We start from the raw sequence: 26818 nt of genomic DNA on the forward strand, positions 1-26818 counted from the left end.
AGGCATACCGGGTTACGCCAAGCCCTCCGGGGGGCGGGAGTGAGGCCGGGCCTGCCGATGGAATCGGGCGTCCGGCCTTTGCGTTGCCCGCGAACACGGAGGTCGCGGCGTGAAGCCGACGCTGGCCGCCGAGGAGTTGCGGGAGAGCCTCACCCAGTATCTGACGACCACCTTCGCGCTCAGCGATCCGATGGCACGCGACGCGCTGAAGCTGTTCCTCAACGATCCCGGCCAGGGCATCTTCCGCGGGCCGTACCTCCGCATCCGCACGCCGTTCCGCGCGGCGGACGACGGCTGGGAGCGCTGCCTGGAGTGGGTGCCCAGCGGGTTCACCCCCTACCGGCACCAGGCGGCGGCGTTCCGGCGGCTCAGCACGCTCGGCAAGCGGGCGGAGCCGACGCTGATCACGACCGGGACCGGCTCGGGCAAGAGCGAGTCCTTCCTGGTGCCGGTGCTGGACCACTGCCGGAGGGAGCGGAGGAAGGGCAGGCGCGGGGTGAAGGCCGTGCTGCTCTACCCGATGAACGCCCTGGCCACCGACCAGGCGCGGCGCATCAGCGCATACCTGCGGGAACCCGGGATGGAGGCGGTCGAGGCCGCGCTGTACATCGGCGACACGCCCGAGGTCGGCTACCCGAAGGTGGCGACGCTGCGGGCGGACATCCGGCGCAACCCGCCCGACGTCCTCATCACCAACTACAAGATGCTCGACCTGCTGCTCCAGCGGGCCGACGACCTCCCGCTGTGGAACGACGCCGAGATCGCCTACGTGGTCGTCGACGAGTTCCACACCTACGACGGCGCGCAGGGCACCGATGTGGCGATGCTGCTGCGCAGGCTGGCCGCCGTGACCGGGCACTCCCGGCCGGGCAGCCCGCTCGGCGGCATCTGCCCGGTGGCGACCTCGGCGACGCTGGGCGAGGGCGCCGCCCCGGGCGCCCGCTCGACGGACCCCACGGCGGCCATCCGCGAGGTGGCCGAGCAGGTCTTCGGCACGGTGTTCCCGCCCGACTCCGTGGTCGGCGAAGACCGCCTGACCGCCGAGGAGTTCATCGGCGACATCGACGTCACCCTGCCGCTGCCCGGACCCGACGAGCTCATCGCGTGCGGCGACCCGCTGCGCGACCCCGGGGCGATCGACCGGCTCGCCGCCGCCGTCACCGGCCGGAACACCATCAGCGACGTCGAGCTGGCCGACACGCTGAGGCAGCACATCCTCACCCAGGCGGTGCTGGACCTGCTCGGCGACGGCCGGCCGAAGACCCTTGAGGAGATGCTGGAGCGGCTGCCGCGCAAGGGCGCCTACAACTGGGGCGCCTACATCCGCGACAACCCGGCCAAGGCCGCGACCGCCCTGGCCCGGTTCGTCGCCTTGCTGTCGCAGGCGCGGACGCCCGATCCCGGGACCGGCAGGCCCGACCGTCCCTTCCTCATGGTCGAGACGCACATCTGGGTGCGCGCCGTCACCCGCCTGCTGCGGCTGGTGCACCACTCGCCGGCCTTCGCCTGGATCGGCGAGCCGCCGATCGTCGACGCCGACTCCACGATCAACATCATGGGCAGGAGCCTGCTTCCGGCCGTCTACTGCCGCCACTGCGGACGCTCGGGCTGGGCGGCCTACTCGCCGGAGAAGGACCCGACGGAGCTGGTGACGAGTCCGGAGCGGATCTACCGCGCGGCGATCGGGCCGGAGAAGAAGCGGGTCCGGGCGCTCATCACGGCCACCAAGGGCGAGGCGGAGGCGGGCGCCAAAGGACTGCAGATCCTCGACGGCGACCGGGTCCGGCCCTACGACCCGGAACGCGACGCCTACGGCGCGGGCGACGTCGTCTTCGTGCTGGCCAACCTCAGCACCAAGCAGGACGGCATCCACGCGGCCGAGCAGGATCGCTGCCCGGCGTGCGACATGGAGCAGGGCATCCGCTTCCTCGGCGCCGGCCTGGCCTCGCTCGCCTCGGTGGTCGTCACCCAGCTGTTCGCCGGCGGCCAGCTGGAGCCCGAGCACCGCAAGACGCTGCTGTTCAACGACTCCGTGCAGGACGCCGCCCACCGGGCGGGATTCGTCGCCAACCGGTCCTTCGCGTTCTCGCTGCGCAGGCTGATCGCCTCCAGGCTCGACCCCGAGGCGCCGATGCTGCTCAACGACCTGATCGGCGACCTGGCCGCCGCGGCCAGCGAGGCCGACGTGCTCCCCGCGGTGGTGCCGCCCGACCTGCACGACCGGCCGGAGATCGACGCGATCCTGGCCAAGACGACGTCGGGCACGCCCAAGGCGTGGGATCTGATCGGCGAGCGGCTGGCCTTCCAGGCGATCCTGGAGTTCGGGCTGAGGTCGCGGCAGGGCCGTACTCTCGACCTGACCCGCACGGCGGTCGGCGAGGTCGTGCTCGGCGACCCGGAGAAGGCGGCGGACCTGGCGCGGGACGTGCACCTCGGGCTCTCCGGCATGGTCGACCCCAAGACGCCCGCACGCTATCTGGCCTTCGTCCGCGGTCTGCTCGACCGGCTCCGCTACCGGGGCGCCATCAGGCACCGGTGGCTGGATGAGTGGATCAAGAACGCCGGGACCAAGCGTTACGGGGCCATCTGGGGGCCGCGACCCGACGGCATCCCCAACTTCCCCCGTGGCCTGAGCGCGCCCACCTTCCTGCTCGACCGGCCCAAGAACAAATCGGAGTTCGACCGGATCGACGCCGACCAGGGCTGGCCGCAGGACTGGGCGATGAGATGCCTCGACCTGGATCGCAGGCAGGCCGGCGAGTACCTGGCCCGCCTGGTGCCGCTGCTGGCGTCGGAGGGGGTCATCGCCAAACGGGTCGTCGACGGCCAGACCGGCGTGTACGGCCTGCACCCCGGGCACATCATGATCCACGCGATCGACGACGCCCTCGTCAACGACGCGGGTCTGGGCTGCGACCAGTGCGCCTGGCAGCAGACGATCCGGCCCGAGATCGTCGGCGAGTGGTACGGCCAGCCCTGTCCTCGGTACCGGTGCCGTGGCCGGCTGACCGACCGGGGCACCAAGAAGTACCGCGACGACTACTATCGGCGGCTCTACCTGGGCTACGGCTACGGGCCGTTCCGCGTGGTCACGGCCGAGCACACCGGCGCGCTCACCCGCCGCCAGCGCGAACTGGTCGAGGAGCGGTTCAAGAACGGCACCCGCTACAACGACCCGAACGTGCTGTCCTGCACGCCGACCCTGGAGCTGGGCATCGACATCGGGACGCTGTCGGCGGTGCTGCTGGCGTCGCTGCCGCCGGGACCGGCCAACTATGTGCAGCGCGTGGGCCGCGCGGGCCGGCGCGACGGCAACGCCTTCCTGGTCACCCTGGTCGGGCGCGAACCGCGGGACCTGTATTTCCTGGGCGAGCCGATCGAGATGATCGCCGGGGAGATCGTGCCGCCGGGCAGCTACCTGTCGGCCGTGGAGATCCTGCGCCGGCAGTACGTCGCCCACCTGGTCGACCTCTGCGCGCGGGGCCGGCTCCCCGGGATCCTGCCCCTGCCGCGTCGCGCGTCGGCGCTGTTCGGCGAGACCGGGTGGCTGGCCTCCTTCGTGCCCGCCGCCCTGGCGTCCGGCGCCGTGGAGGGTTTTCTGGACCTGTTCGGGGAGCGGGTCACCGCGCAGGCCGCCGCGGAGCTGCGCGCGTTCGCCGCCTCGGGGCTGGCGCAGGCCGTACGGCGCGCCGCGGAGGAGTGGGACCGGCGCCTGGCCGACCTCAGGGAGCGGCTGGCCGCGATCGACGAGGCGATCGAGTCGCTGGTGGAGTCCGACACGATCGAGCGCGCGGTCAAACGGTCGCTGACGGCGGAGCGGCGCGCGGTCTCCAAGCTGATCGGCGACATCGGCCGGCAAAGCGCGCAGAGCGCGCTGGTCGAGCTCGGGCTGCTGCCCAACTACTCGCTCATCGACTCCGCGACCGCCCTGGAGGCCACGATCACCTGGGAGGAGGAGATACCGGGCGGCAAGCAGTACCACTCGGAGGTCCGCGAGTACAGGCGCCCGGCCCGGCTGGCGCTGACCGAGCTGGCCCCCGGCAACCACTTCTACATGCGCGGCTACGAGCACAAGATCACCGGCCTGGACATCGGCACGCCGTCGCGGCCGGCCTGGGAGGACTGGCGGGTCTGCGGCGAGTGCGGCTACGTGCGCACCGTGCGTGCGGTCGAGGACACCTCGCCATGCCCCCGCTGCGCCAACCCCGCCCTGGGCGAGATCGAGTCGCTCCACAAGGTGCTGCGGCCCACCCGGGTCTACGCGCACGACCGCCGCGACGACGCCCAGATCGGCGACGACAGTGAGGACCGCCAGCAGCGCTACTACGAGCGGGCGGTCGCCGTCGACATCGACGCCGCCGACATCGTTCCCGGCTCCTGGCGGCACCACAAGGTCGTCTTCGGCGTGGACTTCACCCGCAAGGCCACTGTCCGGCGCTTCAACCTGGGCACGATGCGGAGCGACCGGCAGGACGTCCGCAAGCTCGCCGGCGAAGACGTCCGGCTCAACCCGTTCCACGTCTGCCCGGCCTGCGGCGGCACCACGGTGGACGGCCCGCCCAACGCGCACTCCGACGGCCTGCTGGCGGCCTCGTGGTCGGACCCGAGCCGCCGGCACCACCGGCCCTGGTGCGCCCACCGCCGGGCTCCCCAGGACGTCGCCCACCAGCCGGTGATCCTCGCCCACGAGCTCCACACCGAGGCGCTGCGCATCCTGCTGCCGATCGCCACGCTCATGGCCGCGGAGCGGACCGCCACCTTCGCGGCGGCGCTGATGACAGGAGTCGCGGCCAAGTACGGCGGCGACCCGGACCACCTGGCGATCGTCACCGCCACGATGCCCGACCGCGACACCCGGCGCCGCCGGCGCTTTCTCGTGCTGCACGACACCCTGCCCGGCGGCACCGGCTACCTGCACCGGCTGGCGTCGGCGGAGGGGTTCCGCGAGGTGCTGGAGGCCGCGCACGCCATCGTGTCCGGGTGCCGGTGCAAGGACAGCGCCAAGCGGGCCTGCCACCGCTGCCTGCTCGCGCACGTCCCGGGTGGCGACTACGACAAGGTGAGCCGGGCGGACGCGGAGGAGATGCTCGCCGACCTGCTGGACGATTGGCAGGTCACCGAGGTGGCCGACACGGGCGAGATCTCGCTGTGGGATCAGGTCGAAAGCGAGCTGGAGGCCAGGTTCCTCGGCGGGCTCGAAGCGTGGGCGCGCCGCGCCGACACGCCGGGCACCCTGTCCCGCGGGGAGGTCGTCGACGGGCGCAAGACCGCCGACCTGCGCATCGAGGGACCCGACGGGGTGATCAGGCACTGGCGGATGACGCTGCAGAACACCATCCGCGGCACCCGGCCCGACGTCGTCTTCCGGCTCGTCGACCCCGAGCCGCAGGAGGTCTCGGTCTACCTCGACGGTTACGCCTACCACGCGAGCGCCGAGATCAACCGGCTGGCCGGCGACGCGGAGAAGCGGGCCCGGCTACGGGCCCACCGCGGCCTGGTCTTCCAGCTGACGTGGGAGAACCTCGACGAGTGGGAGGAGCGCGGGTTCGCTCCCGGCTCGGCGCGCCCGCCGTACCTCGGCAACGCCCAGGCGAAGGCGCGCGCCTACTACCAGCAGGTCACCGGCCGGGATCCCGGCGAGCTGGGTGCCACGCTCTGGACCAACCCCGTCGAGACGCTGCTGGCCTACCTGGGTTCGCCCGACCCCCGGCTGTGGCTGCGCCGAGCTGAGGCGATGGTCGTCGGCGCGCTCGTGGAGGCCCGGGAGAAGAGCGGCTGCGACGCGGCGGGAGTGCCGGAGCGGGTCGCCGCCGCCCTCCGCGGCCTGCCGCTGCCCGCCTCCGCCCCTGGCGCCGTCGTGGTCTGCCGGAGCGGCCTGTTGACGATCGTCCTGGACGGGCGCGACTTCAGCGCCTTCGTCGTGATCGACGACCGCACGGAGACGATCACCGCCGATGAGGCCACCCACAAGCGGAACTGGGCGAACTGGCTCTTCTGGGGCAACATCCTGCAGTTCCTCGACACCGGGAAGGGCGACGGCGCGCAGCTCGCGCTCACCGGGCTGGACCGGTTCGACCCGGCCCTGCTCGCCGCCGCCGGCGGGAGCGGCTTCCTGACCGCGCTCAGCCTGCTGCCGCTGGATGAGGACCTGCGGTCGGTGGAGGAGGTCAGTCCGGTACGGCAGGCGCCGGAGGAACGGGCTTCGGGCGAGTGGGAGCGGGTGCTCGACGAGATCGTCCCCGACGAGCCCGGCCTGGCCGAGCTCGTCCACGAGCTGGCCGCCCTGGGCGTCCCGGTGCCGCAGGTCGGCTTCGAGCTGGGCGAGCAGCTGTGGCAGGCGGAGCTGGCCTGGCCGGCGGCGAAGGTGGCCATCGTGCTGGCCGGAGACGACGAGGACACGCGCCGGCGTGACGCCGCCTTCCGGGCGGCCGGCTGGGACGCGCGGACCGTGGCGGGCTGGACGCCCGACGAACTGAGGAGGGCGATCGCGTGAGCAGGGCAACGCTTCGGCTGCTGGACAAGGCCGACAAGGAGATCCTCAAGCTGCCGCGGGCCGTCAAAGGCGCCATCTACGACTTCCAGCACAAGTTCCGCCAGGACAAGGACAACCCCGGCCTGAGGTTCAAACGGCTGGAGGGGCATCCGCGGCTGTACTCCGCCCGGGTGAACCTCGACTACCGCGCGCTGCTGCTGCACGCGGGCGGCGACGACTACATCCTGGTCGCGGTCAAGCCGCGGCAGGAGGTCTATGACAACCTCGACAAATTCGCCTACCAGATCAACCCGGTCACCGGCGGCATCGAGTTCGTCGACCTCGTCTCGGTCGAGTCGACGATCGTCGAGCGGCGACCCGCCGGACCGGAGCCGCTGTTCGCCAAGTTCACCGCCGAACAGCTCCTGGAACTGGGCGTCGCGGAGCCGCTCATCGGGCTGATCATGAAGATCACCACGGAGGACGAGCTTCTCGCGCTGGCCTCCATCGCCCCCCAGCTGACGGGAGAGGTCCTGCTCGCCCTCCACACGGGTAAGACGCCGGAGGAGGTCCTCGACCAGATCACGGCGCCGGTCGCGGTTGCCGAGGAGATCGACACCGACGACTACCAGGCCGCCCTGGAGCGCCCGGCCACGGTCACCACCGCCGACGCCGACCTGCGGGAGATCCTGGAACAGGGCGACTTCGAACGCTGGCGGGTCTTCCTCCACCCCACCCAGCGAAAGATCGTCCAACGGTCCTACAGCGGCCCGGCCCGGGTCAGCGGCGGCCCGGGCACCGGCAAGACCATCGTCGCGCTGCACCGCGTCAAGCATCTGGTCGACCGGATGAGCCCCGGGTCCGGCAAGGTGCTGCTCACCACCTTCAACACCAACCTCGCCGCCGACCTGCGGCAACGCCTGATCGCGCTGGCCGGCGCCGAGATCCTGCGGCACGTCGACATCCTCAACGTCGACAAGGTGGCGAGCGCGATCGTCGCCGAGGCCTCCACCGGCGGACGCCGGTCGCGGATCGACGACACCAAGGCGCTCAGGGAGTGGGAGGACCTGCTGCTGGAGGAGGGGGAGACCCGCTGGGACGCCGACTTCCTGCACGCCGAATGGACCCAGGTGATCCTCGGGCAGGCCTGCGCGACCAAGGCGGACTACTTCCGCGCCCGGCGCGCCGGACGTGGTCGTTCGATCAGCAGACAGGACCGCGCGGCCATCTGGCAGCTCGCCGAGCGCTACGTGATGCGCCTGGACGCCAAGGGCGTGTGGACCAACCAGCAGTTCGCCGAGCGGGCCGCCCGCATCGAGCTGGAGAAGGCCCGCGACCGCGCCTCCTATGAGGCCAACGCCGGGGTGCAACGCGAGTCGGGTATCTGGCACCGTCCCCGTTACCGGCACATCGTGGTGGACGAGGCGCAGGATCTGTCGGTGGCGCACTGGAAGATGCTGCGCGCGATGATCCCGGAAGGGCCCGACGACCTGTTCATCGTCGGCGACACCCACCAGCGGATCTACGGCAACCACGTCTCGCTCGGCAGCCTGGGGATCAACATCCGCGGCCGGTCCGCCAAGCTGACGCTCAGCTACCGCACCACCCACGAGATCCTCGGTACGGCGGTGCGGCTGCTGGGACAGGAGGAGTGGGACGACCTCGACGACGGCCACGACGACCTGACCGGCTACCGCTCCGTGCTGCGCGGCCCGGACCCGGTGCTGAGGCCGTACCCGACGTGGGAAGCCGAGCTGGACGGGATCGTCAGCCAGGTCCAGGAATGGGGTGGCGGATCCATCGGCGTCGCCGTGCCGGAACGATGGATGGTGGCCGACGTGGAGAACCGTCTCGGGCGGGCGGAGATCGTCTCGACGTCGATCACCGGCGAAGGGCCGCGGCTGGTCGACGCGCCGGTGCACATCGGGACCATGCACCGGTTCAAGGGGCTGGAATACCAGCGGATGATCATCGCCGGGGTGAGAGAGGGGCTGGTGCCCCGCACCCTCGACTTCGAGGAGAGCGACCCGCTGCGCTTCCGGCGGGAGCTGCGGCGGGCACGGTCCCTGCTGTTCGTGGCCAGCACCCGGGCCAGGGACAGCGTCGTGATCTCCTGGCACGGGCGGAAGAGCCGGTTCCTGCCATGAGAACCGTCGCCGACCGCTACAAGGTCACTTCACCCATCGGGCGGGGCGGCATGGGCCAGGTCTGGGCGGGCAAGGACCTGCGGCTCAACCGGCCGGTGGCGATCAAGCTGATCAGCCTGGGCGATCTCGTCTCGGCGGAGGAGGGGCGCAGACGGTTCAACCGGGAGGCTCGGATCACCGCCAGGCTGCGCCATCCCGGCGTGCCCGTGGTCTACGACTTCGGCCACGACGGCGATCTCTTCATGGTGATGGAGGCGTTGGAGGGCGACAGCGTCGGCAAGCTCAAGGACGAGGTGGGGCGCCTGCCGTACCCCTGGGCGGTGTTCATCGCCGCGCAGGCGTGCGCGGTGCTGGCGGCCGCGCACGACGCCGGCCTGATCCATCGAGACCTCAAACCGGAGAACCTGCTGCTGTGTGCGAACGGAACCGTGAAGGTCATCGACTTCGGGGTGGCCGCTTCGCTCGGCGCCGGCGAATTCTCCACGATCACCGCCGAGGGGCAGATCCCCGGATCGGCTCGGTACATGGCGCCCGAGCTGATCCAGGGGAGGGCGGCCAGCCGGGCAAGCGATGTCTACGCGGTCGGGGCGCTGCTGTATGAACTGCTCGCGGGGCGGCGGCCGTTCCAGGACGACGACCTGCTGGCCGAGATAGCCAGATGTCAGCGGGAGGAGCCGCCGGCGATGATCGGCGTGCCGGCGGAACTGAACCATGTCACGCTGTCGTTGCTGGTCAAGGAGCCGGAAAGGCGGCCGGGCAGTGCCAGGGCGGTGTTCGACCTGCTCCGCCCGATGGTCTGCGACCTGCCACCGCTTCCCGGCTGGATCCGCGACGACGTCCGCGCCGACCCGGCCCTGATGTACGCGGCGGTCCTTTCACGTTTGGGGTGACCACATGGACGACAGCGCCACCGTCGCGGCCGCCGACATCGCCAGGCTCGCCGGAGTCGGGCGGGCCGCGGTCAGCAACTGGCGACGACGCTTCGCCGACTTCCCCGCGCCGGTGGGCGGCACCTCCAGCAGTCCGCTGTTCTCGCTCGCCGCGGTCGAGGAGTGGCTGAGACGGCAGGGCAAGCTGGCCGAGATTCCGGCAGAAGAGCGGGTGTGGCAGCAGATCAAGGCCAGCGTCGGGGATCTTCGGCTGGGCCAGGCCGTGGGCCAGGCGGGCGCCTTCCTGGTCTTCCTCGACCAGCAGGCCGGGACCTGGCGGAAGCTGGCCCGCAGACCGGACGGGGAACTGGCCGACCGGCTCGGCCACGCGCTGTCCGGCCTGGACCTGCCGGGGGAGCCGCACGGAATCCTGGAAGCCGGGCTGCTGCGCACCATCGCCGACCTGGCGGCCGAACGGAGCGCGGCCGGGATCTTCGACTTCGTGTACGAGCGCTACCTGGAGGCGCATTCCCGCCGGGTCGGCGAGGTCTCGACGTCGCTGGCGGCGTTGATGGTGGCGTTGACCGAGGCCAAGGGCGGCGTCGTCTACGATCCGGCCTGCGGCTTCGGCTCGGTGCTGATGAGCGCGGCCAAGGAGGGCGCCGAGGAGCTCTTCGGCCAGGAGCGAGAGGACCACACCGCCCAGATAGCCGCTGCCCGGCTGCGGCTGCACGGTCATCGCGGCGCGGTGTCGGCCGGCGACGCCGTCCGCTCCGACGCCTTCGGCTCGCTGCGGGCGGACGCGGTCACCTGCGTGCCGCCCTTCGGCGAACGCGACTGGGGGTACGACGAGCTCGCGACGGACGTCCGGTGGCAGTACGGCCTGCCACCGCGGGGCGAGCCGGAACTGCCCTGGGTTCAGCACGGTCTCTACCACCTCAAGCCCGGCCGGTACATGGCCGTCGTCATGCCGGCGGCGGCGGCCAACCGCCGGTCGGGACGCCGGATCCGCGCCCGGCTTCTGAGAACCGGCGCGCTTCGCGGGATCGTGGCGCTGCCCGCCGGCTCGGTGCCCGGTGTCCTGGCCGCCCCGCACCTGTGGATTCTGCGCCGGCCGGTGACCGGAGAGCCGGTGCCCACGCACATCATGATGGCCGACGCCACCGATCTGCCCGACGACCGCCTCCGCGAAGCCGTCGTCGAACAGTGGCAGGCGTTCACGGGCGCGGGACACGAGAACGCGGTGGCCGTCATCGACCTCCTGGACGAGGAGGTCGACCTGACGCCCGGCCGCCGAGCAGGCCCGGGCCAGCCTGAAGGGGCGTTCTCCACCCTCCTGGAGGAGATGACCGGTTCCGTCGAGCGGTTGCGGCGCAGCGTGCGCAACCTCCGGCGGCTTCGCGCGGCCCACGCGGACGTGCCCAAGACGACGATCGCCGAGCAGATGCGAGCGGGCGCCGTCACCGTGCTCCAGCCGCCCAGGGGCGAGCTGCCGCCGGGCGACCTGCCGGTGCTCACGGTGAGCGATGTGCTGGAGGACACCGAGCCCCGCGAGCGTGCCGGAACCACGGCCGGCACGGTGATCCTGCAGGCCGGCGACGTCGTGCTGCCCTCGGGCGGGCGGCCCATGGTCGTCCGGCTGGTGGAACGGGGCGGGGCCGTCCTGGGACCGGGGCTGTACGCCATCCGGGCCGACCGCGAGCGGATCGACCCGGCCTGTCTCGCGGGGTTCCTGCGGGTCGCCGCGGCGGCCGGGTCCGGCAGGGGGCAGACGGGCACCTCCCGCGCGGACATCCGGCGGGTGGAGATTCCACGGCTGCCGATCGAGGAGCAGCGGCGGCTCGGGGAGGCGTTCGGCCTGCTGGAGCTCTTCGAGACGAGCGCCGGCCGGTTGTCCGGGGAAGCGCGGGCGCTGTATCGCCTGGGCCTCGGCGAGCTCGCGGCGGGCAGACTGGTGTGAGAGGCCGTCAGGGCCGCGCGTCGCGAGTGATCTCATCCAGCACGAGCCGGGTGAGCCGCTCGCCTTTCGCCGCCGCCTCGTTGAGGACGACCCTCAGCTCTTCCAGCCGGCGGAACACCTCGCCGTAGGCGCGTTGCGTCTCGATCGCGGGCAGCCTGGGAACGACCGCCTTCCGCACGTCCCTGCGCATGCCGGAGGACGTGCCGGAGCTGGGCACGGGGTTGTGCGCGCTCCGCAGGAACCCCGCGATGAACTCCGGGTCGACGTCGCGCCGATGGATCCGGATGAGATGGTTGCGTGCCGTCACAAGAGTGGGCCGCCGGGTGACCTCGACGTCGAGCCGGTCCGTTCCCGGCGTGACGACGATGTCGCCGGCTTCGCTCCACGCCTGTTCTTCTCTCCCCGGGCGGATGATCTCCAAGATGCCCGCCTGCGCCAGCTCTCCCGCTGTGGTCAGGGAGACGGCAAGCGGCTCGGGCTGCGCGGGCAGAAGGCGGCGCACGCGCCCGAGGAGGTCGTTGATCTCGTCCGTGAGCGACTGGACGGTGACCTGATCCCCGCCCCCCTCGGCGAGGTACCTGTCGGGAGTCAGATCGACGTCCTCGTCGAGCAGGTCGATCGTCGCCACGGTCCGGCCGGACGACGGCTCGGCGGTCGGCTCACGCAGGTAGGCGACCCACGCGGACGCGAGCTCGGCGGGGCGATCCTTCACCGCCGAGGCGAACCACACCGTCGCGGGCGGGGGACTGCCCGGAACGGGCCTGGTCAGGAGCCACAGATGGGCCGGAATCCCCGCGGTCGACGCCATCGACGGCGGCAGGTCGACGACGCCACGAAGGGCGCCCTTGCGCACGAGGTTGGCCCGGATGCGGCGGCCGGAGCGCCGGTTGGCGGCGGTGACCGGCATCAGCGTCACGACGATCCCGCCCGGCTTGACGTGGGCCAGCCCATGCTGCACCCAGGCCAGCTCTGACTCCATGCGGGGTGGCAGGCCGTACTCCCACCTCGGGTCGGCGGCCAGCTCCTCGTGACCCCAGTCGCGTTCGTTGAAGGGCGGGTGGCAGACGACCGCGTCGACGAGTTCGCCGCCGAACCCGTCGGCGTGGAGGGAGTCTCCGCCGACGACGACCGCCTGCTCTGCGGACAGGGCCAGCCGGATGGCCGCGACCTGGGCGAGATCGGTGTCGCGCTCTTGGCCGAGCAGCCGCCTGTGCTGATCGCTTGCCGCCAGGAGCAACGTGCCCGTGCCGCAGGCGGGGTCGAGAAGCGTGCGCGGCCGCTCGCCCACGAGGTCGGCCACGAACTTTGCCAGCGGGGGAGGCGTGGCGGCGAAGGAGCGATGCTGTGCTTCCAGGAACCGGGTGGTGAAGTACTCAAACAGCTGTGCTTCGCCGAGTTCGCCCGCGAGGGAGGCCAGGTCTCTGAGCAGAGGGCCGGTGCCCGGCGGGAGCTTGCTCGGGAAGACGGCCGCGCTCTGGCAGGCCTTGCGCACCTCCGCGGGGACCGTGGCTTCCAGCTTCTCATCGTCGAGCTTGGCCAGCCTCTGCCAGGCGCCCTGCCGTACCACGGCCAGGAACGCGCCTGTGGCGCACAGCACCTGCGCGAGACGCAGGTCGTCACCGAGGGCCTTGATCGCATGCCACAGCTTGCCTTCGGCGGACAGGCTCAGGCCGGGCTTGTTGGCTTGCAGCCACGCCTCCACTTCTTGCAGGGAGAAGAGCGGGCTGGCGGCCGTGCCGCCCACGGGTGGGGGGAAGTCTTCACCCTGCCCGCCGGCCGCGCCGACGAGCAGGGCAACGACTGGCACGCCTTCACCGGCACCGAGTTCGTCGTGGTCAGGCCGGGACTGATCAACGAAGACCAGGCGGTGGCGGTGACCGCGCGGTTGTGTGCTCAGCCTCTGTCCTGGGACGCCCAGACACGCTGGCCGCTGCCGCTCCACCTGGCCAACATCGCGGATGAGGATCACCCGAACTACCGCTCGGGCAACTTCGATGAAGATCTTTCGTGATGGCTCAGGCGTCGCTTCGGAGGGAGGCGCTCCTCCATGACCGCCCGCCCATGCGTCAGGCCGCCGCGGCGCCGTCGAGCAGGGCGTAGCTCGCAATTATTCGAACTGTTCGAATTTTTGGGGCGTCGCGCGGTATCGTTGGGGCGTGGGTCCTCTCGTGGGTAACATCGCTGGCATGGCTTCGGAGCTGCGTGAACGTGCCGCGCTCGTGGCGCTCCTGCAGCGTCCGGGTGCAAGCTGGGCTGATGTCGCCCTGGCGGTCCTGGAGCAAGGCAGCGCGGTCGCTGTCCTTGCCTCGGAACTCCAAGTACAGGCGACGCTGTTTCCGGAGCCCGATCTGGTCGAGTCCGCGATCGTGCAGGCAGCGGAATCACTCGCGAAGTGGGAGAATCAGGGCATCACGGTACGCACCTGCCTCGATGCGGATTATCCAAGCCAGCTACGAAGCATCCACCAAATGCCGCCGATCCTGTTCTCCCGCGGGATCTCGGCACATGACCAGCGTGCGATCGCAGTGGTCGGGACCAGACAGGCGAGCGAGCAGGGGCTCAGGATCGCCGCTGCCGTCGCCCACGATCTGGCGGTGAACGGAGTAACCGTCGTCAGCGGCCTGGCCAGGGGGATCGACACGGCCGCCCATCGCGCCGCGCTCGAAGCCGGAGGTCGGACGGTTGCGGTCATCGGAACCGGGATCAATAAGTTCTATCCGGCGGAGAACCGCTCGCTGCAGGAGCGCATCAGCCGGGAGGGGCTTGTCGTCAGTCAGTTCTGGCCGGACAGCCCACCGCATCAGCGAAACTTCCCGATGCGAAACGCCGTGATGAGTGGATACGCCGCTGCCACCGTTGTGGTGGAGGCACCGTGGAAGAGCGGGGCGCGGATTCAGGCACGGCTTGCTCTCGAGCATGGGCGTCCCGTCGTCATGCCGAAAGAGTTGCTGGAGCATGACTGGGCCCGTGATTATGCGAAGAAGCCGGGGGTTCACGTGGTCTCCGGGTTGCGCGAGTTGCTGGCGGTTGTGGAAGGATTGATCGCCGAGCTAAACGCCGGCCCCGACTCACTTCCGGAGATTCCCATCCTTGCCAGGAGCTGCTGATCCATGGGAGGCGACCCGCAGACGGGTCGCACACCAGGCCTCCTACCTGAGAAATCCCCTCGAACCCGCTCCGGGGATCTGTTACGTCTGCCGTGGTCCGGCAGATCCGCGCTGGACCCGCTGTTACGCCTGTGAGCAGCACCTGGCCACCGCACAGTCCAAGGTAGCCAACGTGGTGGTCCCAATCTCGTACGCGGTTAAACGGCAGCAGCATGCTTACGCTCTTGCGGCGTACAAGGCAGCTGTGCCGTCTCCGGCAATCCAGCTGGACTTGCTGAATCTGCTCCTGGTATTTGTAGCCGACCACCATGGTTGTATTGCCCGTGCGGCGCGCGTTGACAGATGGACGCATCTAGCGGTTGTGCCGAGCACGAAAGGACGGCCGGGGGAGCATCCGCTGCGAGCGCTGATCGGCGATCGAATCCAGCTTCCCTGGGCGGAGTTAACGGCGAATCCCAAGATTCCCTCTGACTCGCGGAAGTTCCACCCAGACCGATTCTCCGCCGGAGAGGATCTCGGCGGAGCTCAGATTCTCCTGCTGGATGACACGTGGACGACTGGCTCTCGGGTCCAATCAGCATCGTATGCACTCCGGAAGGCCGGAGCCTCCAAGGTTGCCGCAATCGTGCTGGGACGTCACGTGAATCCGGAGTATGACGGCTGGAAGCCTATTCTTCAGGCGATCAGGGATGTTCCGTACCGGCAGGACGTCTGCGCGGTCCACTGCAGAGATTGAAGGTTGGGTGACCCTCGGGGTGGCCGCCATGCTGCTGTGGGCCTCAGCAGGACTGTCGGTGATCGCGGACGCCATCCCGTATGTGGCCACGATGAGCCCCATCGGCGCCGACCTGGGCAGCAACGCCACCGTTGTGGACGCCGACGCCAAGCTCGACCACATGCCGGTGCTGGCGATCACCGGCATGCAGGAGACCGCGGTGCTGGGCACCGGCTACCAGCAGGAGGTCCACCTGGACCGGCTGTTCGACGACGTGGCGGTCTACAACGAGGTCGTCTCCACCCCCGCGCAGCTGCCCGCCCTGGCCGACATCGCCATCCGTACGGCCTGCGCCCGCCGTGGCGTGGCGCACCTGACGATCCCCAACGACATCCAGGTCGCCGACGCCGACGCCGACCCCTGGCGGCACGTCGCCCCGGCGCGGGCGCCGCAGACGGCCCCGGTCTACCTGCCTCCGCCGGCGGTGCCGCGCCAGGAGGACCTGCGGCGCGCGGCCGGGGTTGCTCAACGCCGCCGAACGGCCCGCGCTCCTGGTGGGCGCCGGGGCGCTGCACGCCCGCGAGGAGGTGCTGGCGGTCGCCGAGGCCCTGCAGGCGCCGGTGATCAAGACGCTGCCCGGCAAGGCCGTCGTCCCGGACGACTCGCTCTACACCACCGGCGGCATCGGCCTGCTCGGCACGCGGCCGAGCGAGGAGCTGGTCGAGGACGTGGACGTGCTGTTCATGGTGGGCACGAACTTCCCCTACGCCAAGCACCTGCCGGAGCCGGGCAAGACGCGGTTCGTGCAGCTGGAGGCCGATCCGGCCCGTGCCGGGACGCGGGTGCCCACCGAGGTGCCGATGGTCGGCGACGCCAAGGAAGGGCTGGCCGCGCTGCTGAGCCCCGACCGCGACCCGATCGCCCCGCAGTACTTGGCTGGCGTGCTGGACGAGCTCGCCGCGGAGGACGCGATCATGACGTGCGACAGCGGCACGGTGGCCACCTGGGCGGCGCGGCACTGGACGATCCGGGGCGGCCGGGAGTTCTACCTGTCGGGCAACCTGGCCTCGATGGCGCCCGGCCTGCCGTACGCGATCGCCGAGGCGCTGGCCTTCGACGGCCCGGCGCTGGTCGACGTGGACGTCAACCCCGACGAGCCGCCCATGCCCGGCAAGGTGAGCTACGACCAGGCCAAGCACTTCGCCCAGGCCTTCCTCAAGGGCCAGCCGCGGCGCGCGTCGATCGCCACCACGCTGTTCAAGGACCGGATCCAGAAACTGGGGGAGTGACGTGCCGCCGTCCCGATCGAAGTAGCCCAGCACCGCGAAGGCGGTCTCAGCTCTGGCGGCGCCGCAGGGGCATCGCCGCGTCGTCGGGCAGCGGCCCTCCTCTGTGCCGGAGCAGGTCCGCGCGCAGCTCGTCGAGCGCGGCCTGCGGATCCGGTCCGGACAGCAGGTGGATCCGCTCGGTGAGCGGGTAGAACGCGCCGCCCCCGTCGCGCGTCTCGATGACCCCGTCGGTGTACAGCAGGATCTGGTCTCCGCTGCCGAAGGGGATCGAGTACGGCTTGGGCAGGCTCGTGGCCATGTCGCTCAGCCCGAGCGGAACGCCCTCCTCGGGGGCTTCGGCGCAGGCGATCTCGGCCACGAGCCGGACGTTGGCCAGCTCCCGCTCCCGCCGGATGCGCAGATGGCTGGCGACCATGCTGGCCAGGGTCACGCCGACGACGGCCGCGATCGTGACCCGGTACTGCGGGCGGTCGAGCAGGCCGTTGTAGTAGGCGAGGGGCAGCGACAACACCAGGCCGGGCAACCTGGAGCCCTCCACGGTTGCCCGCTTGACACCTGATGCGGTGAGGTGAGCCGCCCCGAAGGGCCGCCCCACGCCCGCGGCGGCCGGGGACGCGGCGTTCATCGCGCCCGCGATGCGGGTCCTGCCCAGGAACGCGGTGACCAGTACGGTGACCAAACGGGTGTCCAGCCGGCCTTCCTGACCTCGGGCGCCGGCGGCGGTTGCGCCCTTCGCCTGGCCATCAGGGCGCAGACGAGCGCGCACAGCTCCTCCTCGGTGGGGTTGCCGTAGACCCGGATGTCCATCACATCGGCGGGTTTCCGTGCTTGCGGTGCGACATGGGGGCGTGCTTGGCTCGCAGCAGCCGCAGGGCCTGGGTGAGCGTGGCCCTGGTCTCCCGCGGGTCGATGATGGCGTCCACCAGGCCGCGCTCGGCGGCGTAGTAGGGGTGCATGAGGGTCCGGCGGTATTCCTCCACCAGCACGGCCCGCTTCAGGTCGGGGTCCTCGGCGGCGGCGATCTCCCGGCGGAAGACCACGTTGGCGGCGCCCTCGGCGCCCATGACCGCGATCTCGTTGGTCGGCCAGGCGTAGGACAGGTCGGCGCCGATCGACCGGGAGTCCATGACGATGTAGGCGCCGCCGTACGCCTTGCGGATGATGAGCTGGATGCGGGGCACGGTGGCCGCGCAGTACGCGTAGAGCAGCTTGGCGCCGTGGCGGATGATCCCGCTGTGCTCCTGGTCGGTGCCGGGCAGGAACCCGGGCACGTCCACCAGGCTGACGAGCGGGATGTTGAAGGCGTCGCACATCTGGACGAAGCGCGCCCCCTTCTCGGAGGCGTTGATGTCCAGCACGCCGGCGAGCCGGAGCGGCTGGTTGGCCACGATGCCGGTGACGTGGCCGTCGAACCTGGCCAGGCCGCAGATGAGATTCTGCGCCCAGCCGGCGTGGAACTCGAAGAACTCCCCGTCGTCGACGATCTCCTGGATCAGCTCGCCCATGTCGTAGGCCTGCGCCGGATCCGACGGCACCAGGTCCAGGAGCCGGTCGTTCGGGCGGTCGGCCGGGTCGGCCGGCACCGTCGAGGGCGGCAGCTCGCGGTTGTTGGAGGGCAGCATGGACAGGAGGTACCTGACGTCCTCCAGGCAGGAGGCCTCGTCGGGGTAGACGAACGTGGCCACGCCCGACATGGTGCCGTGCACGTGGGCCCCGCCCAGGTCCTCGTGGCTGATCTCCTCGGCGGTCACCGCCCGGACCACGTCGGGGCCGGTGATGAACATCTGGGAGATGCCGCGCACCATGAAGACGAAGTCGGTGAGCGCGGGGGAGTAGGCCGCGCCCCCCGCGCAGGGGCCGAGCATCACGCTGATCTGCGGGATCACCCCGGAGGCCCGGACGTTGCGCCGGAAGATGCCGCCGTAGCCGGCCAGCGCGGTGACGCCCTCCTGGATGCGGGCGCCGGCGCCGTCGTTCAGGCTGATCAACGGGACGCCCGCCGCCTCGGCCAGGTCCATCACTTTGTGGATCTTCTCGGCGTGCGCCTCGCCCAGGGCACCGCCGAAGATCCGGAAGTCGTGGGCGTACACCATGACCTCGCGCCCGTCCACCTGCCCCCACCCGGCGACCACGCCGTCGGTGTACGGGCGGCGGTTCTCCAGGCCGAAGCCGGTGGCGCGGTGGCGGCGGAACATCTCGATCTCCCGGAAGGAGCCTTCGTCGAGCAGGATGTCCAGCCGCTCGCGCACGGTCAGTTTGCCCTTGGCGTGCTGTTTGGACGTGGCCGACGGCTCGCCCTCCCGCACGCTCTCCCGAGTGAGCGCCAGTTCCGCGACCCGGTCACGCATGGATTCGCGCGGCAATTTAGCGATCAGGTGTTCTTGGGTGTGCACCTGTTCTCCTCAGGGAAAGGAACAAGTAATCGCAGGATAATCATCGCGCCGTCGCGCGGAACACCCCTAGCCCGTGGTCCCACCCCTATTGTCCGGCCGCGTTCTTGCCGGTGGCCCGGAAGGGTTCCTAGCCTTGCTCGGTATGAAAGGGATAGTCCTGGCTGGGGGTTCTGGAACGCGGCTCCATCCCGCCACTCTCGCCATTTCCAAACAACTGCTTCCGGTGGCGGACAAGCCAATGATTTATTATCCGCTGTCGGTGCTGATGCTGGCCGGCATCAAGGAGATCCTCATCATCTCGACGCCGCGCGACCTTCCGCTTTTCCAGCGGCTGCTCGGCGACGGCTCCCAGTTCGGCCTCGACTTCTCCTATGCCGTGCAGCGCGAGCCGCGCGGCATCGCCGAGGCGTTCATCATCGGGGCCGACCACGTGGGCGACGATTCGACCGCGCTGATCCTGGGCGACAACATCTTCCACGGCCAGGCCTTCTCCCAGGTGCTCGCCGAGAACTCGCGCGACGTCGAGGGGTGCGTGTTGTTCGGATATCCGGTGCGCGACCCGGAACGCTTCGGCGTGGCCGAGGTGGATCGGCTCGGCAGGCTCGTCTCCCTCGAGGAGAAACCCGCCCGGCCCCGTTCCGACCGGGCGGTCACCGGCCTGTACTTCTACGCCAACGACGTCGTCGAGATCGCCAGGAGCCTGCGGCCCTCGGCGCGCGGCGAACTGGAGATCACCGACGTCAACCGGGCCTACCTGGAGATGGGCCGGGCCAGGCTGGTCGACCTCGGCCGCGGGTTCGCCTGGCTCGACACCGGTACGCCGCAGGCGCTCCTGCAGGCCGGCCAGTACGTCAACACCATGGAGGAGCGGCAGGGCGTCCGCATCGCCTGCCTGGAAGAGGTGGCTCTCCGCATGGGGTTCATCGACGCGGAGACCTGCTATCGCCAGGGCGCCCGGTACCGGAACTCGCCCTACGGCCAGTACGTCATGAGCGTGGCCGAGCAGCACGGGTACCGGCTTGCCATATCGGCGTGAGGCCCTTCACGACCGGGCTCCGGCGGGGACGGCGCGCGCCGAGCGCCCCTCGCCCTGCCCGTCCCGCTTGAGCGGCTCCCACCAGGAGCGATGGGTCCGGTACCACTCCACCGTCCGTCGTAGCCCGGCGGCGAAGTCGGTGCGCGGCGCGTACCCCAGCTCCCGCCGGATCTTGGTGCAGTCCAGGGAGTAGCGCCGGTCGTGTCCCGGACGGTCCGCCACCGGCAGCACCATGTCCCAGCCGGCGCCGCACGCCTCCAGCAGCAGGGCGGTGAGCTCCCTGTTGCTCAGCTCGGTGCCGCCTCCGATGTTGTAGACCTGCCCGGGCCGTCCGCCCTGCCGTACCAGCTCGATGCCCTGGACGTGGTCGTCGACGTGGAGCCAGTCACGCACGTTGAGGCCGTCGCCGTAGAGCGGGACCGGCCGGCCGGTGAGCAGGTTGGTCACGAAGAGCGGGATGACCTTCTCCGGATGCTGGTAGGGGCCGTAGTTGTTGGAACAGCGGGTGATCCGCACGTCCAGCCCGTAGGTGCGGTGGTAGGCCAGGGCCATCAGGTCGGAGGCCGCCTTGGACGCCGAGTAGGGGGAGTTGGGGGCCAGGGGTTCGCTCTCGGTCCACGAGCCCTCGGCGATGGAGCCGTACACCTCGTCGGTGGAGATGTGCACGAAGGTCCCCACCCCGCCGGCCAGCGCCGCGTCCAGCAAGGTCTGGGTGCCCAGCACGTTGGTCCTGACGAAGCTCCCGGCGTCGGCGATGGACCTGTCGACGTGGGACTCGGCGGCGAAGTGCACGATCTGGTCGTGGTCGGCGGCCAGCTTGCCGACGAGCTCGGCGTCGCAGATGTCCCCCTGGACAAAGGTGAACTGTCCCGCTGCCTCTTTCAGGTTCGCGAGATTTCCGGCGTAGGTGAGCTTGTCCAGCACGGTGATCGAGACCCCGCGCTGCCGCGCCAGCGTACGCACGTAGTGTGAGCCGATGAATCCGGCCCCGCCGGTGACGAGGATTCTCATGCGCCCACCATCTCGGCCCGGACCCCCGCCCTCTCGGTGGTCAGGCTGTAAAGGCTCGCGATGAGCGTCCTGGCCTGCACGTTCACGTAGTGGCTGTGCCGCAGCAGGCCGGCCAGCTGGTGCAGGGTCATCCAGCGGTAGTCCGGCGGCACCGGGACCGGGTCGTCCTCGCCGAGCTCGACGATCATGTAGCGGGTCTGCGCGTGGTAGAACCGGCCGCCCTCCTCCGACAGCACGGTGTCGAAGCGGACGCGCCCGGCGGGGGCGTCCAGGACGGCGTCCAGGAAGGGCGGCCGGGGCAGGGAGGGAAGCTTGGCGTAGTCGTCGGGGATGCACGAGACCGTGGGGCCGAGTTCCAGGACGTTGAGGTACCCCGGCCCGGGCTGGGCGCTGACCAGGACGTGGAGCACCCCGCCGAACTCGGCGACCAGGAAGGCGGCCAGCTCCTGGCCGCACGGCTCGATCATGGGCTGCATCCAGTGGCCCACCTCGCGGTGCCGGGTCGTCACCTCGACGCCGATCACCTTGAAGAAGGCTCCGCTCTCGTGCGCGATCTCGTCGGCGCCACGCCGCCAGTCGCGCACGGCGTTGAGCGGGATCCGCCGCGCGGTCGTCTGCTGCCGGGCGCGCACGTCGGTGATCCAGTGCAGCACCTCGTCGGTGGTGTGCAGGCTGCCGTACTCGGGGCTGCACGAGCGGAGCAAGGCGGCGTGGAACGGCGAGCCGGCGGGCGGCGCCGAGCGCACGATGCCCGGCCAGGTGCACGGCATGCAGGACAGCACGGTCCGCGCGTCCATGTTGACCACGTTGGGCAGGGCGAGCAGGCGGTGCAGCTGGCCGATGGTCAGCCAGTGGAAGCCTTCCAGCGGCTCCACCGGGCCGGCGGCCTCGACCACCATGTTCCGGTTGCGCTTGTGGTAGAACCAGCTCCCCTGCTCGGACTGGAGCACGTCGCTGATCACGAGCGATTCGTCGGGGTGCAGGAAGTGCTCCAGGTACGGAACCGGCTTGCCCTTGTGCACGCGGGTGTAGTTGCTCCTGGTGGCCTGCACGGTCGGCGACAGCTGCACGCCGTTGCAGTTGCCCGGCTCGTTCTTGGCCTGCATCAGGCAGTGCAGGACGCCGTCGAACTCCTTGACCAGGATGCCGAGGATGCCGATCTCGGGCTGGTTGATGATCGGCTGCGACCACGCGGTGTCCGGCCCTCGCACGTCGATGCCTTCGACCACGAAGAACTTGCCGCTGCGGTGGCGGATGTCGCCCGTGGCGGCGTCGGTCTCCCACCCGTCCAGCTCCTCCAGCGGGACCCTGGTCACGGTGGCCCGGTCCATCAGCGAGCGCTCGGCCAGCCAGGCTTCCGCCTGGGCCAGCGTTCCCAAGCCGTCGCCCGCGATGGCGGACGCGGTCACCCGCATGGCGTTGCGATGCGTCGGTGTTTTGAGTGGTTTCAGCCTGCGGCCCAGGAGGTGCGACACTTGCGCTCCCATGGTTCAGGGTGAACGGGGTTGCTAGGCGGAGATCTTCAGGCATTCCAGCTCGTCGGCGAGGGCGCTGCGGCCCTTGATGCCGAGCTTGCGGTAGGCGCGCGTCAGGTGCTGCTCGACGGTGCTGACCGTGATGAAGAGCTGGTCGCTGATCTGCCGGTTGGTGTGCCCGAGCGCGGCCAGCTGCGCGACCCGCAGTTCGGCTTCGCTCAAGACGCTGGACTCGCCCGGAGCCGGGTGCTCTCTGCGCGGTGCGGCCGGTTTCCTCGCCGGTACGGCACGCGCGGGCGTGGCATGTGCCGGTACGGCACGCGCCGGCATGGATCGCGTGGGCAGCGCGGTGACGGTTGTCGTGGGCGCGGCTTGCGCGGGTACGGCTCGCGGGCGCGTCGCGGCCAGCGGGACCGCCGCCTGGACCTCACGCCGCTGGGAGTTCTTCAGGTGGGCGACGGCCTTGAGGGTCCGGTTGAGCTCCAGCTGGTGTCCCGCGTCCTGGAAGCACTTGGCCGCGCGGCCGAGCATGGCGGCGCACTCGGTGGTGGGACCCGCGAAGGCCAGCACTCGCAGGGCCAGGCCGTACGCGTAGGGGTTGGCCTCCTGCGACAGCTCCATCTGCTGGGTGGCCAGGCTGCGGGCGATGGCGCGGTTGCCGAGCTGGAGGTTGGCCTCCGCCAGGTCGCTGCGCCACGGCACCAGGGTGGGGGAGACGGCGTCCCATCTCTGCATCAAACGCTGACATTTCTGGAAATAGCCGACGGCCGCCAGCGGGCGCTTCGTGGCGAGGTGGAAGTGGCCGCACGCGCGCAGGTACCAGGCGCCGGCGATGGTCTCGAACATGGCGTCGGGCACCACACGCCGCATGGTCTTGGTCGCGCTGTCGAAATCGCCCTGGTAGATGTCGGCGAAGATCAGCGTGCTGAGCGGATAGCCGATCGACACCCCCCAGTTCTGGTCGCTGAGCAGGTCGAGCGAGGCCCTGGCCAGCTCGGCCGCCTTGGCCACATCGCCGCGCTGCAGGACGACCCCGGCCCAGACGGCATCGATCATCGCCTGCCAGGCCGCCGCCCGTCGCCGGCGCGCCTGGTCGCTGAGCCGCTCGCACCACCACTCGGCACGGTCCGCCCTGCCGCCCCGGGCAAGGGCGGAGACGGCCATGACGATCGCCTCCAGCGAGGTGTCGCTCAGCCGGCTGTTGAGCAGGATGCGTTCCGCGCTCGCGTTGGTGGCCTCGTCGCCACCGCGCTCCCAGGTCTGCAGCAGCGTCTCGGCGGTGACGTTCCACGGCGTGGCGCAGGGGTGGGCTTCGCCTTCCCCTTCCTCAGTCTTGGGCAGGATCGGGCCGAAATGCCACTGGACGGCCAGGTTCACCTCCACCTGCGTCTGCGGGTCCAAGGGCTCGGACGAGCCGCTCAGCAGCCCGTGCGCCCGCATGGCCGTCTCCTTGTCGCCGTGCCAGAGCGCGTGCCGGATGAGCGACAGGCACTCCTCTTGATCGAGCGCGCCGGTTTCGCGAAGCGTGGCGATGTGAGGCGCCACGGCGCTCGGGTTGGCCCGCCACACGCTCTTCATGAAGGCCTGCCGAATGGCCCGCCGCTCGGCCTCGCTCGTGGCGGCGGGCAGGGCCAGCTCCAGGCAGCGGGTCGCGAAGGCGATCTCGCCCACCGTCAGCGCCTGGTCCGCGGCGCGGCGCAGCACGCTGATCGACCACTCCGGCGCCTGGCCCGCCTGGACGAGGTGCGTCGCCACCTCGAGGGCTCCGGCGGCCGCCTGGTGCTTGAGCCGCGCGGCCCTGGCGTGCAGGCTGCTGCGGGCCTCGGGAGAGAGCCGCCTGAGCGCCGCCGCCTCCGCGCTGGGATGACGGAACCTGCCGTCCCTGATGAGGCCGCCCTGCGTGAGGACATCCAGGATGTCGGCGACCGTGTCGAGGTCGATGCCGGTGAGGTCGGCGATCAGCTCGCCGGTGCCGTGCTCGCCCAGCACCGCCAGCGCGGTCGTGACCTCCAGCAGGTGGGCGTCCGGCCGGTCCAGGAACGCGCAGAGGGCGCGGACGTAGGAGGCGCCGACCACGAGCTGCTCGCCGCTGTGCCGGCAGTCGTCGATCAGGGCCCTGACGAGCAGGGGGTTGCCGGCGCTCAGCTCGTGTATCTGCCGGGGGAGGTCGCCGTCGGAGTCCTTCATGAGGGCGCGGACGGCCTGCTCCGTCATCGGAAGCAGGTGGACGGCGTGGTAGCGGGGCTGTCTGGCGAAGGAGAAGCCGTGCCTCATGCGGGCGGGATGCGGCCAGTGCTGCTGGCTCAGCACGATCAGCAGTTTCGTGGCCCTGATCCGGCGCTGCAGCTGCAGCAGCAGCTTGAGGGAGACCTCGTCGGCGAAGTGGATGTCGTCGACGCAGATGACGGTGGGCCGGTCGCGGGCGAGCTCAAGGATGGCGTCGCACACGTGCTGCACGTCGTCGTGGTCGGGAGCCCGCACGTCCAAGGACGCGGAGCAATTGGTGAGCAGCTGGTCGATGACGGCCGCGGGGATGTCCTGCTCGTCGGGCGCGCCCGTGGCGCTGAGGGTGAGCGCCCCGAGGTTCGCGGCGTCGTCCAGCAGCTCGTTCAGCAGCGTGGTCTTCCCGCTGGCGATGCCCCCGCTGATCAGCACCAGCCGGCCGGCGTCGGCCGCGCTCTCCTCGAACTGCTCGCGCAGATAGGACTTCGCCTCGTGGGGCGACATTCTTATCTGATTGCCAGGGTCGCTGGCCATGGCTCTTCGGCTCCCCCATGGAATGGTGAGAAGACTTAGAAGGGAAGGACGCGGCCTTTCGGCGTGCGCCGGTCTATTTCGGAGGGCGTGGCTCTCTTCTGTTTCCTGCGCATCCCTGCCGGCTTCATGCGCCAAGGCTAGCCAAGCCATTCAGGGTGCGACACTCACGACGTCATCATCTGATGGATGAAAAATTCACGCCTCACCGGGCGCGCCGGCCGATCGCAAGCCCGCCCACGCTGGACTCGGTACGCCAGTCGAGCTGGAACAGCCGGGCGGTCGACGTGATGTCCACATGCTCCAGGGAGCGCGTGGCGAGGCCTATCGCGGTGCCCGCGAGCGACAAAGTCTGGATCAGCATGCCGACGTTTTTGAGGACGAAGGAGTAGCTCGCCGACTCGTATTTCCAGGTGAGCCTGCGGAAGCGGGAGGTGATGGTGATGAGCGCCGGCGGCGCCACGTTCAGTCCGGCCGCCACCCGCGCGTCCTGGAGAATTCGGTCGATGCCCGCCGGGTCGGCCTGGATGTGCTCGAGACGGTGTTCGAGCGGGTCGTAGTGGTAAATGCCGCGTGGAATTCCGGTGCATTCGTTCACCGTGACGTAGAGTTCGAGCTCATAGCCCCTCCCGTTGCTCAGATAGGGACGGTCGGCGGCGTCGCCGGCCCGTATCCTGGCCGACCGGTACAGCAGCTCACCCAGCTCCCTGGCGTGCAGTGGCCGGATGTCGAAGTCACACGTGTGCCGGGTGGCTTCCAGCACGGTGGTGAACGGCGGGTCGGAGGCGACCAGCTCGTCCCACGGCGGCCGGTAGAGCGGCACCGACGGCCCCGAGTGCGGCGGCTTGACCAGGGGCTCGGCTTCCTGGATGTCATCGACTCGGTGGGTCTCGCCGAAGTCGTAGTCATGCCGGCCGAGCGTGGTGCGGGTGTGGACCATCAGCTCCAGGGGCGACCAGCCCACCAGCGCCGGGTCGGTGTCCTCGGCGAACTCCACTCGCGACAGCAGGTCCCCCCGCACGGCCTGGACCACCATGCCCGTGGCCATGAGGACTCCTACCAGGTGCCGCGTCCGTGGGGCGATCGAGGAGGGGTTGGCCGGCCGGCACAGCGGGCCGATCAGGGACAGCGCCTCGGCCCCGTGCAGCAGCACGCGGTGCAGCGACAGCGGGGACTCCATGCAGTAGTCGTTGCCGTCGGTCCGCAGCATCACGTACTTGGACAGCCGGACGGGAAGCTCCAGCACCGGCGTGCCGAGGCCGAAGCGGGCCTCCCTGGCGATCGGGACGACCGAGATGAGCGGCCGGCCCTGGTCGTCGCCGAACGACCGGACCACCAGGTGCTGCAGCCGGTCGAGGAGGAGGTCCAGGTCTGCGCGATCCTGCCGGGTGTCGATGACGTTCTCCAGCGAGATGGGCCCGAGGCTCATCCTCCGCAGCGCCTCCAGCACCGCGGGCGAGGGGCGGGGCAGCCTCAGCTCTCCCCACGGGCTGTGGATCACCACGGTCTCGTCGGCCGTCTCGGTCTCGATGTACACATCCTCTCGGAACGACCACAGGGAAAATCGCGGTGAGCGGTTCTCCATGAGTG

The 26818-nt window shown here is 70.4% G+C and carries 16 protein-coding genes; 8 read left to right on the forward strand and 8 right to left on the reverse strand.

Going from position 1 to position 26818, the window contains the following annotated elements; translation table 11 throughout:
- The first annotated feature begins 109 nt into the window (after positions 1–109).
- From BSB02_RS18495 to BSB02_RS18510, 4 genes are read left to right on the forward strand one after another with little or no spacing between them, the layout of a single operon-like run.
- Positions 110–6493: a DEAD/DEAH box helicase gene (locus BSB02_RS18495; protein ID WP_084960226.1), complete on the forward strand. Its 6384-nt coding sequence runs from the start codon at positions 110–112 to the stop codon at positions 6491–6493.
- A complete protein-coding gene (locus BSB02_RS18500; RefSeq protein WP_084960227.1) occupies positions 6490–8619 on the forward strand; it encodes a UvrD-helicase domain-containing protein in 2130 nt (709 codons plus the stop codon). Before BSB02_RS18495 ends, BSB02_RS18500 begins: the two co-directional genes overlap by 4 nt.
- Positions 8616–9509, forward strand: a complete 894-nt coding sequence (locus BSB02_RS18505) for a serine/threonine-protein kinase (RefSeq protein ID WP_084960228.1) — start codon at positions 8616–8618, stop codon at positions 9507–9509. The genes BSB02_RS18500 and BSB02_RS18505 overlap by 4 nt, the downstream gene beginning before the upstream one ends.
- 4 nt (positions 9510–9513) lie before the next feature.
- On the forward strand, positions 9514–11448 hold the full coding sequence (locus tag BSB02_RS18510; RefSeq protein ID WP_084960229.1) for an N-6 DNA methylase: 1935 nt from the start codon (positions 9514–9516) through the stop codon (positions 11446–11448).
- A 7-nt stretch (positions 11449–11455) separates the two neighbouring features.
- Here the strand turns inward: BSB02_RS18510 and BSB02_RS18515 are convergent, their stop codons facing one another.
- Positions 11456–13150, reverse strand: coding sequence for an N-6 DNA methylase (locus tag BSB02_RS18515; RefSeq protein WP_158088669.1), 1695 nt, complete (start codon positions 13148–13150; stop codon positions 11456–11458).
- Between the two features lie 3 nt (positions 13151–13153).
- On the opposite strand from BSB02_RS18515, the gene BSB02_RS40645 reads away from it, so the two are divergent.
- From BSB02_RS40645 to BSB02_RS42315, 3 genes are all read left to right on the forward strand, one after another.
- Entirely contained in the window at positions 13154–13459 is a 306-nt protein-coding gene (locus tag BSB02_RS40645; protein WP_158088670.1) for an RNaseH domain-containing protein, read from the forward strand.
- A 175-nt stretch (positions 13460–13634) separates the two neighbouring features.
- A complete protein-coding gene (locus BSB02_RS18520) occupies positions 13635–14555 on the forward strand; it encodes a DNA-processing protein DprA (protein WP_084960231.1) in 921 nt (306 codons plus the stop codon).
- 1236 nt (positions 14556–15791) lie between these two features.
- Positions 15792–16559 (forward strand): hypothetical protein, encoded by a 768-nt coding sequence (locus BSB02_RS42315; protein ID WP_240506493.1) that lies wholly within the window; start codon positions 15792–15794, stop codon positions 16557–16559.
- Positions 16560–16605: 46 nt separating this feature from the next.
- Here the strand turns inward: BSB02_RS42315 and BSB02_RS39725 are convergent, their stop codons facing one another.
- The 3 genes from BSB02_RS39725 to BSB02_RS18535 are packed head-to-tail and all read right to left on the reverse strand — an operon-like array spanning position 16606 to position 18907.
- The gene (locus BSB02_RS39725) at positions 16606–17184 is read right to left on the reverse strand and encodes a PP2C family protein-serine/threonine phosphatase (protein WP_143590863.1); all 579 of its coding nucleotides are present in this window, start codon (positions 17182–17184) and stop codon (positions 16606–16608) included.
- A complete protein-coding gene (locus tag BSB02_RS43590; RefSeq protein ID WP_143590843.1) occupies positions 17181–17366 on the reverse strand; it encodes an acyl-CoA carboxylase subunit epsilon in 186 nt (61 codons plus the stop codon). The genes BSB02_RS39725 and BSB02_RS43590 overlap by 4 nt, the downstream gene beginning before the upstream one ends.
- Positions 17366–18907: an acyl-CoA carboxylase subunit beta gene (locus BSB02_RS18535; protein WP_084960232.1), complete on the reverse strand. Its 1542-nt coding sequence runs from the start codon at positions 18905–18907 to the stop codon at positions 17366–17368. Before BSB02_RS18535 ends, BSB02_RS43590 begins: the two co-directional genes overlap by 1 nt.
- Positions 18908–19094: 187 nt before the next feature.
- Between BSB02_RS18535 and rfbA the strand changes: the two genes are divergently transcribed.
- Complete coding sequence (gene rfbA, locus BSB02_RS18540) at positions 19095–19988, forward strand: glucose-1-phosphate thymidylyltransferase RfbA (protein WP_084960233.1); 894 nt, start codon at positions 19095–19097, stop codon at positions 19986–19988.
- Positions 19989–19994: 6 nt separating this feature from the next.
- Here the strand turns inward: rfbA and rfbB are convergent, their stop codons facing one another.
- From rfbB to BSB02_RS18560, 4 genes are all read right to left on the reverse strand, one after another.
- Positions 19995–20999, reverse strand: a complete 1005-nt coding sequence (rfbB, locus tag BSB02_RS18545) for a dTDP-glucose 4,6-dehydratase (RefSeq protein ID WP_084960234.1) — start codon at positions 20997–20999, stop codon at positions 19995–19997.
- Positions 20996–22414, reverse strand: coding sequence for an NDP-hexose 2,3-dehydratase family protein (locus BSB02_RS18550; protein WP_143590845.1), 1419 nt, complete (start codon positions 22412–22414; stop codon positions 20996–20998). The genes rfbB and BSB02_RS18550 overlap by 4 nt, the downstream gene beginning before the upstream one ends.
- A 93-nt stretch (positions 22415–22507) precedes the next feature.
- Positions 22508–25201 (reverse strand): helix-turn-helix transcriptional regulator, encoded by a 2694-nt coding sequence (locus BSB02_RS18555; protein WP_158088671.1) that lies wholly within the window; start codon positions 25199–25201, stop codon positions 22508–22510.
- Positions 25202–25433: 232 nt separating this feature from the next.
- The gene (locus BSB02_RS18560; RefSeq protein WP_158088672.1) at positions 25434–26813 is read right to left on the reverse strand and encodes a SagB family peptide dehydrogenase; all 1380 of its coding nucleotides are present in this window, start codon (positions 26811–26813) and stop codon (positions 25434–25436) included.
- Positions 26814–26818 lie beyond the last annotated feature (5 nt).

Origin of the sequence: Thermoactinospora rubra (assembly GCF_002093975.1) — a bacterium.
In the GTDB taxonomy this organism is placed as follows: Bacteria; Actinomycetota; Actinomycetes; order Streptosporangiales; family Streptosporangiaceae; genus Nonomuraea; species Nonomuraea rubra_A.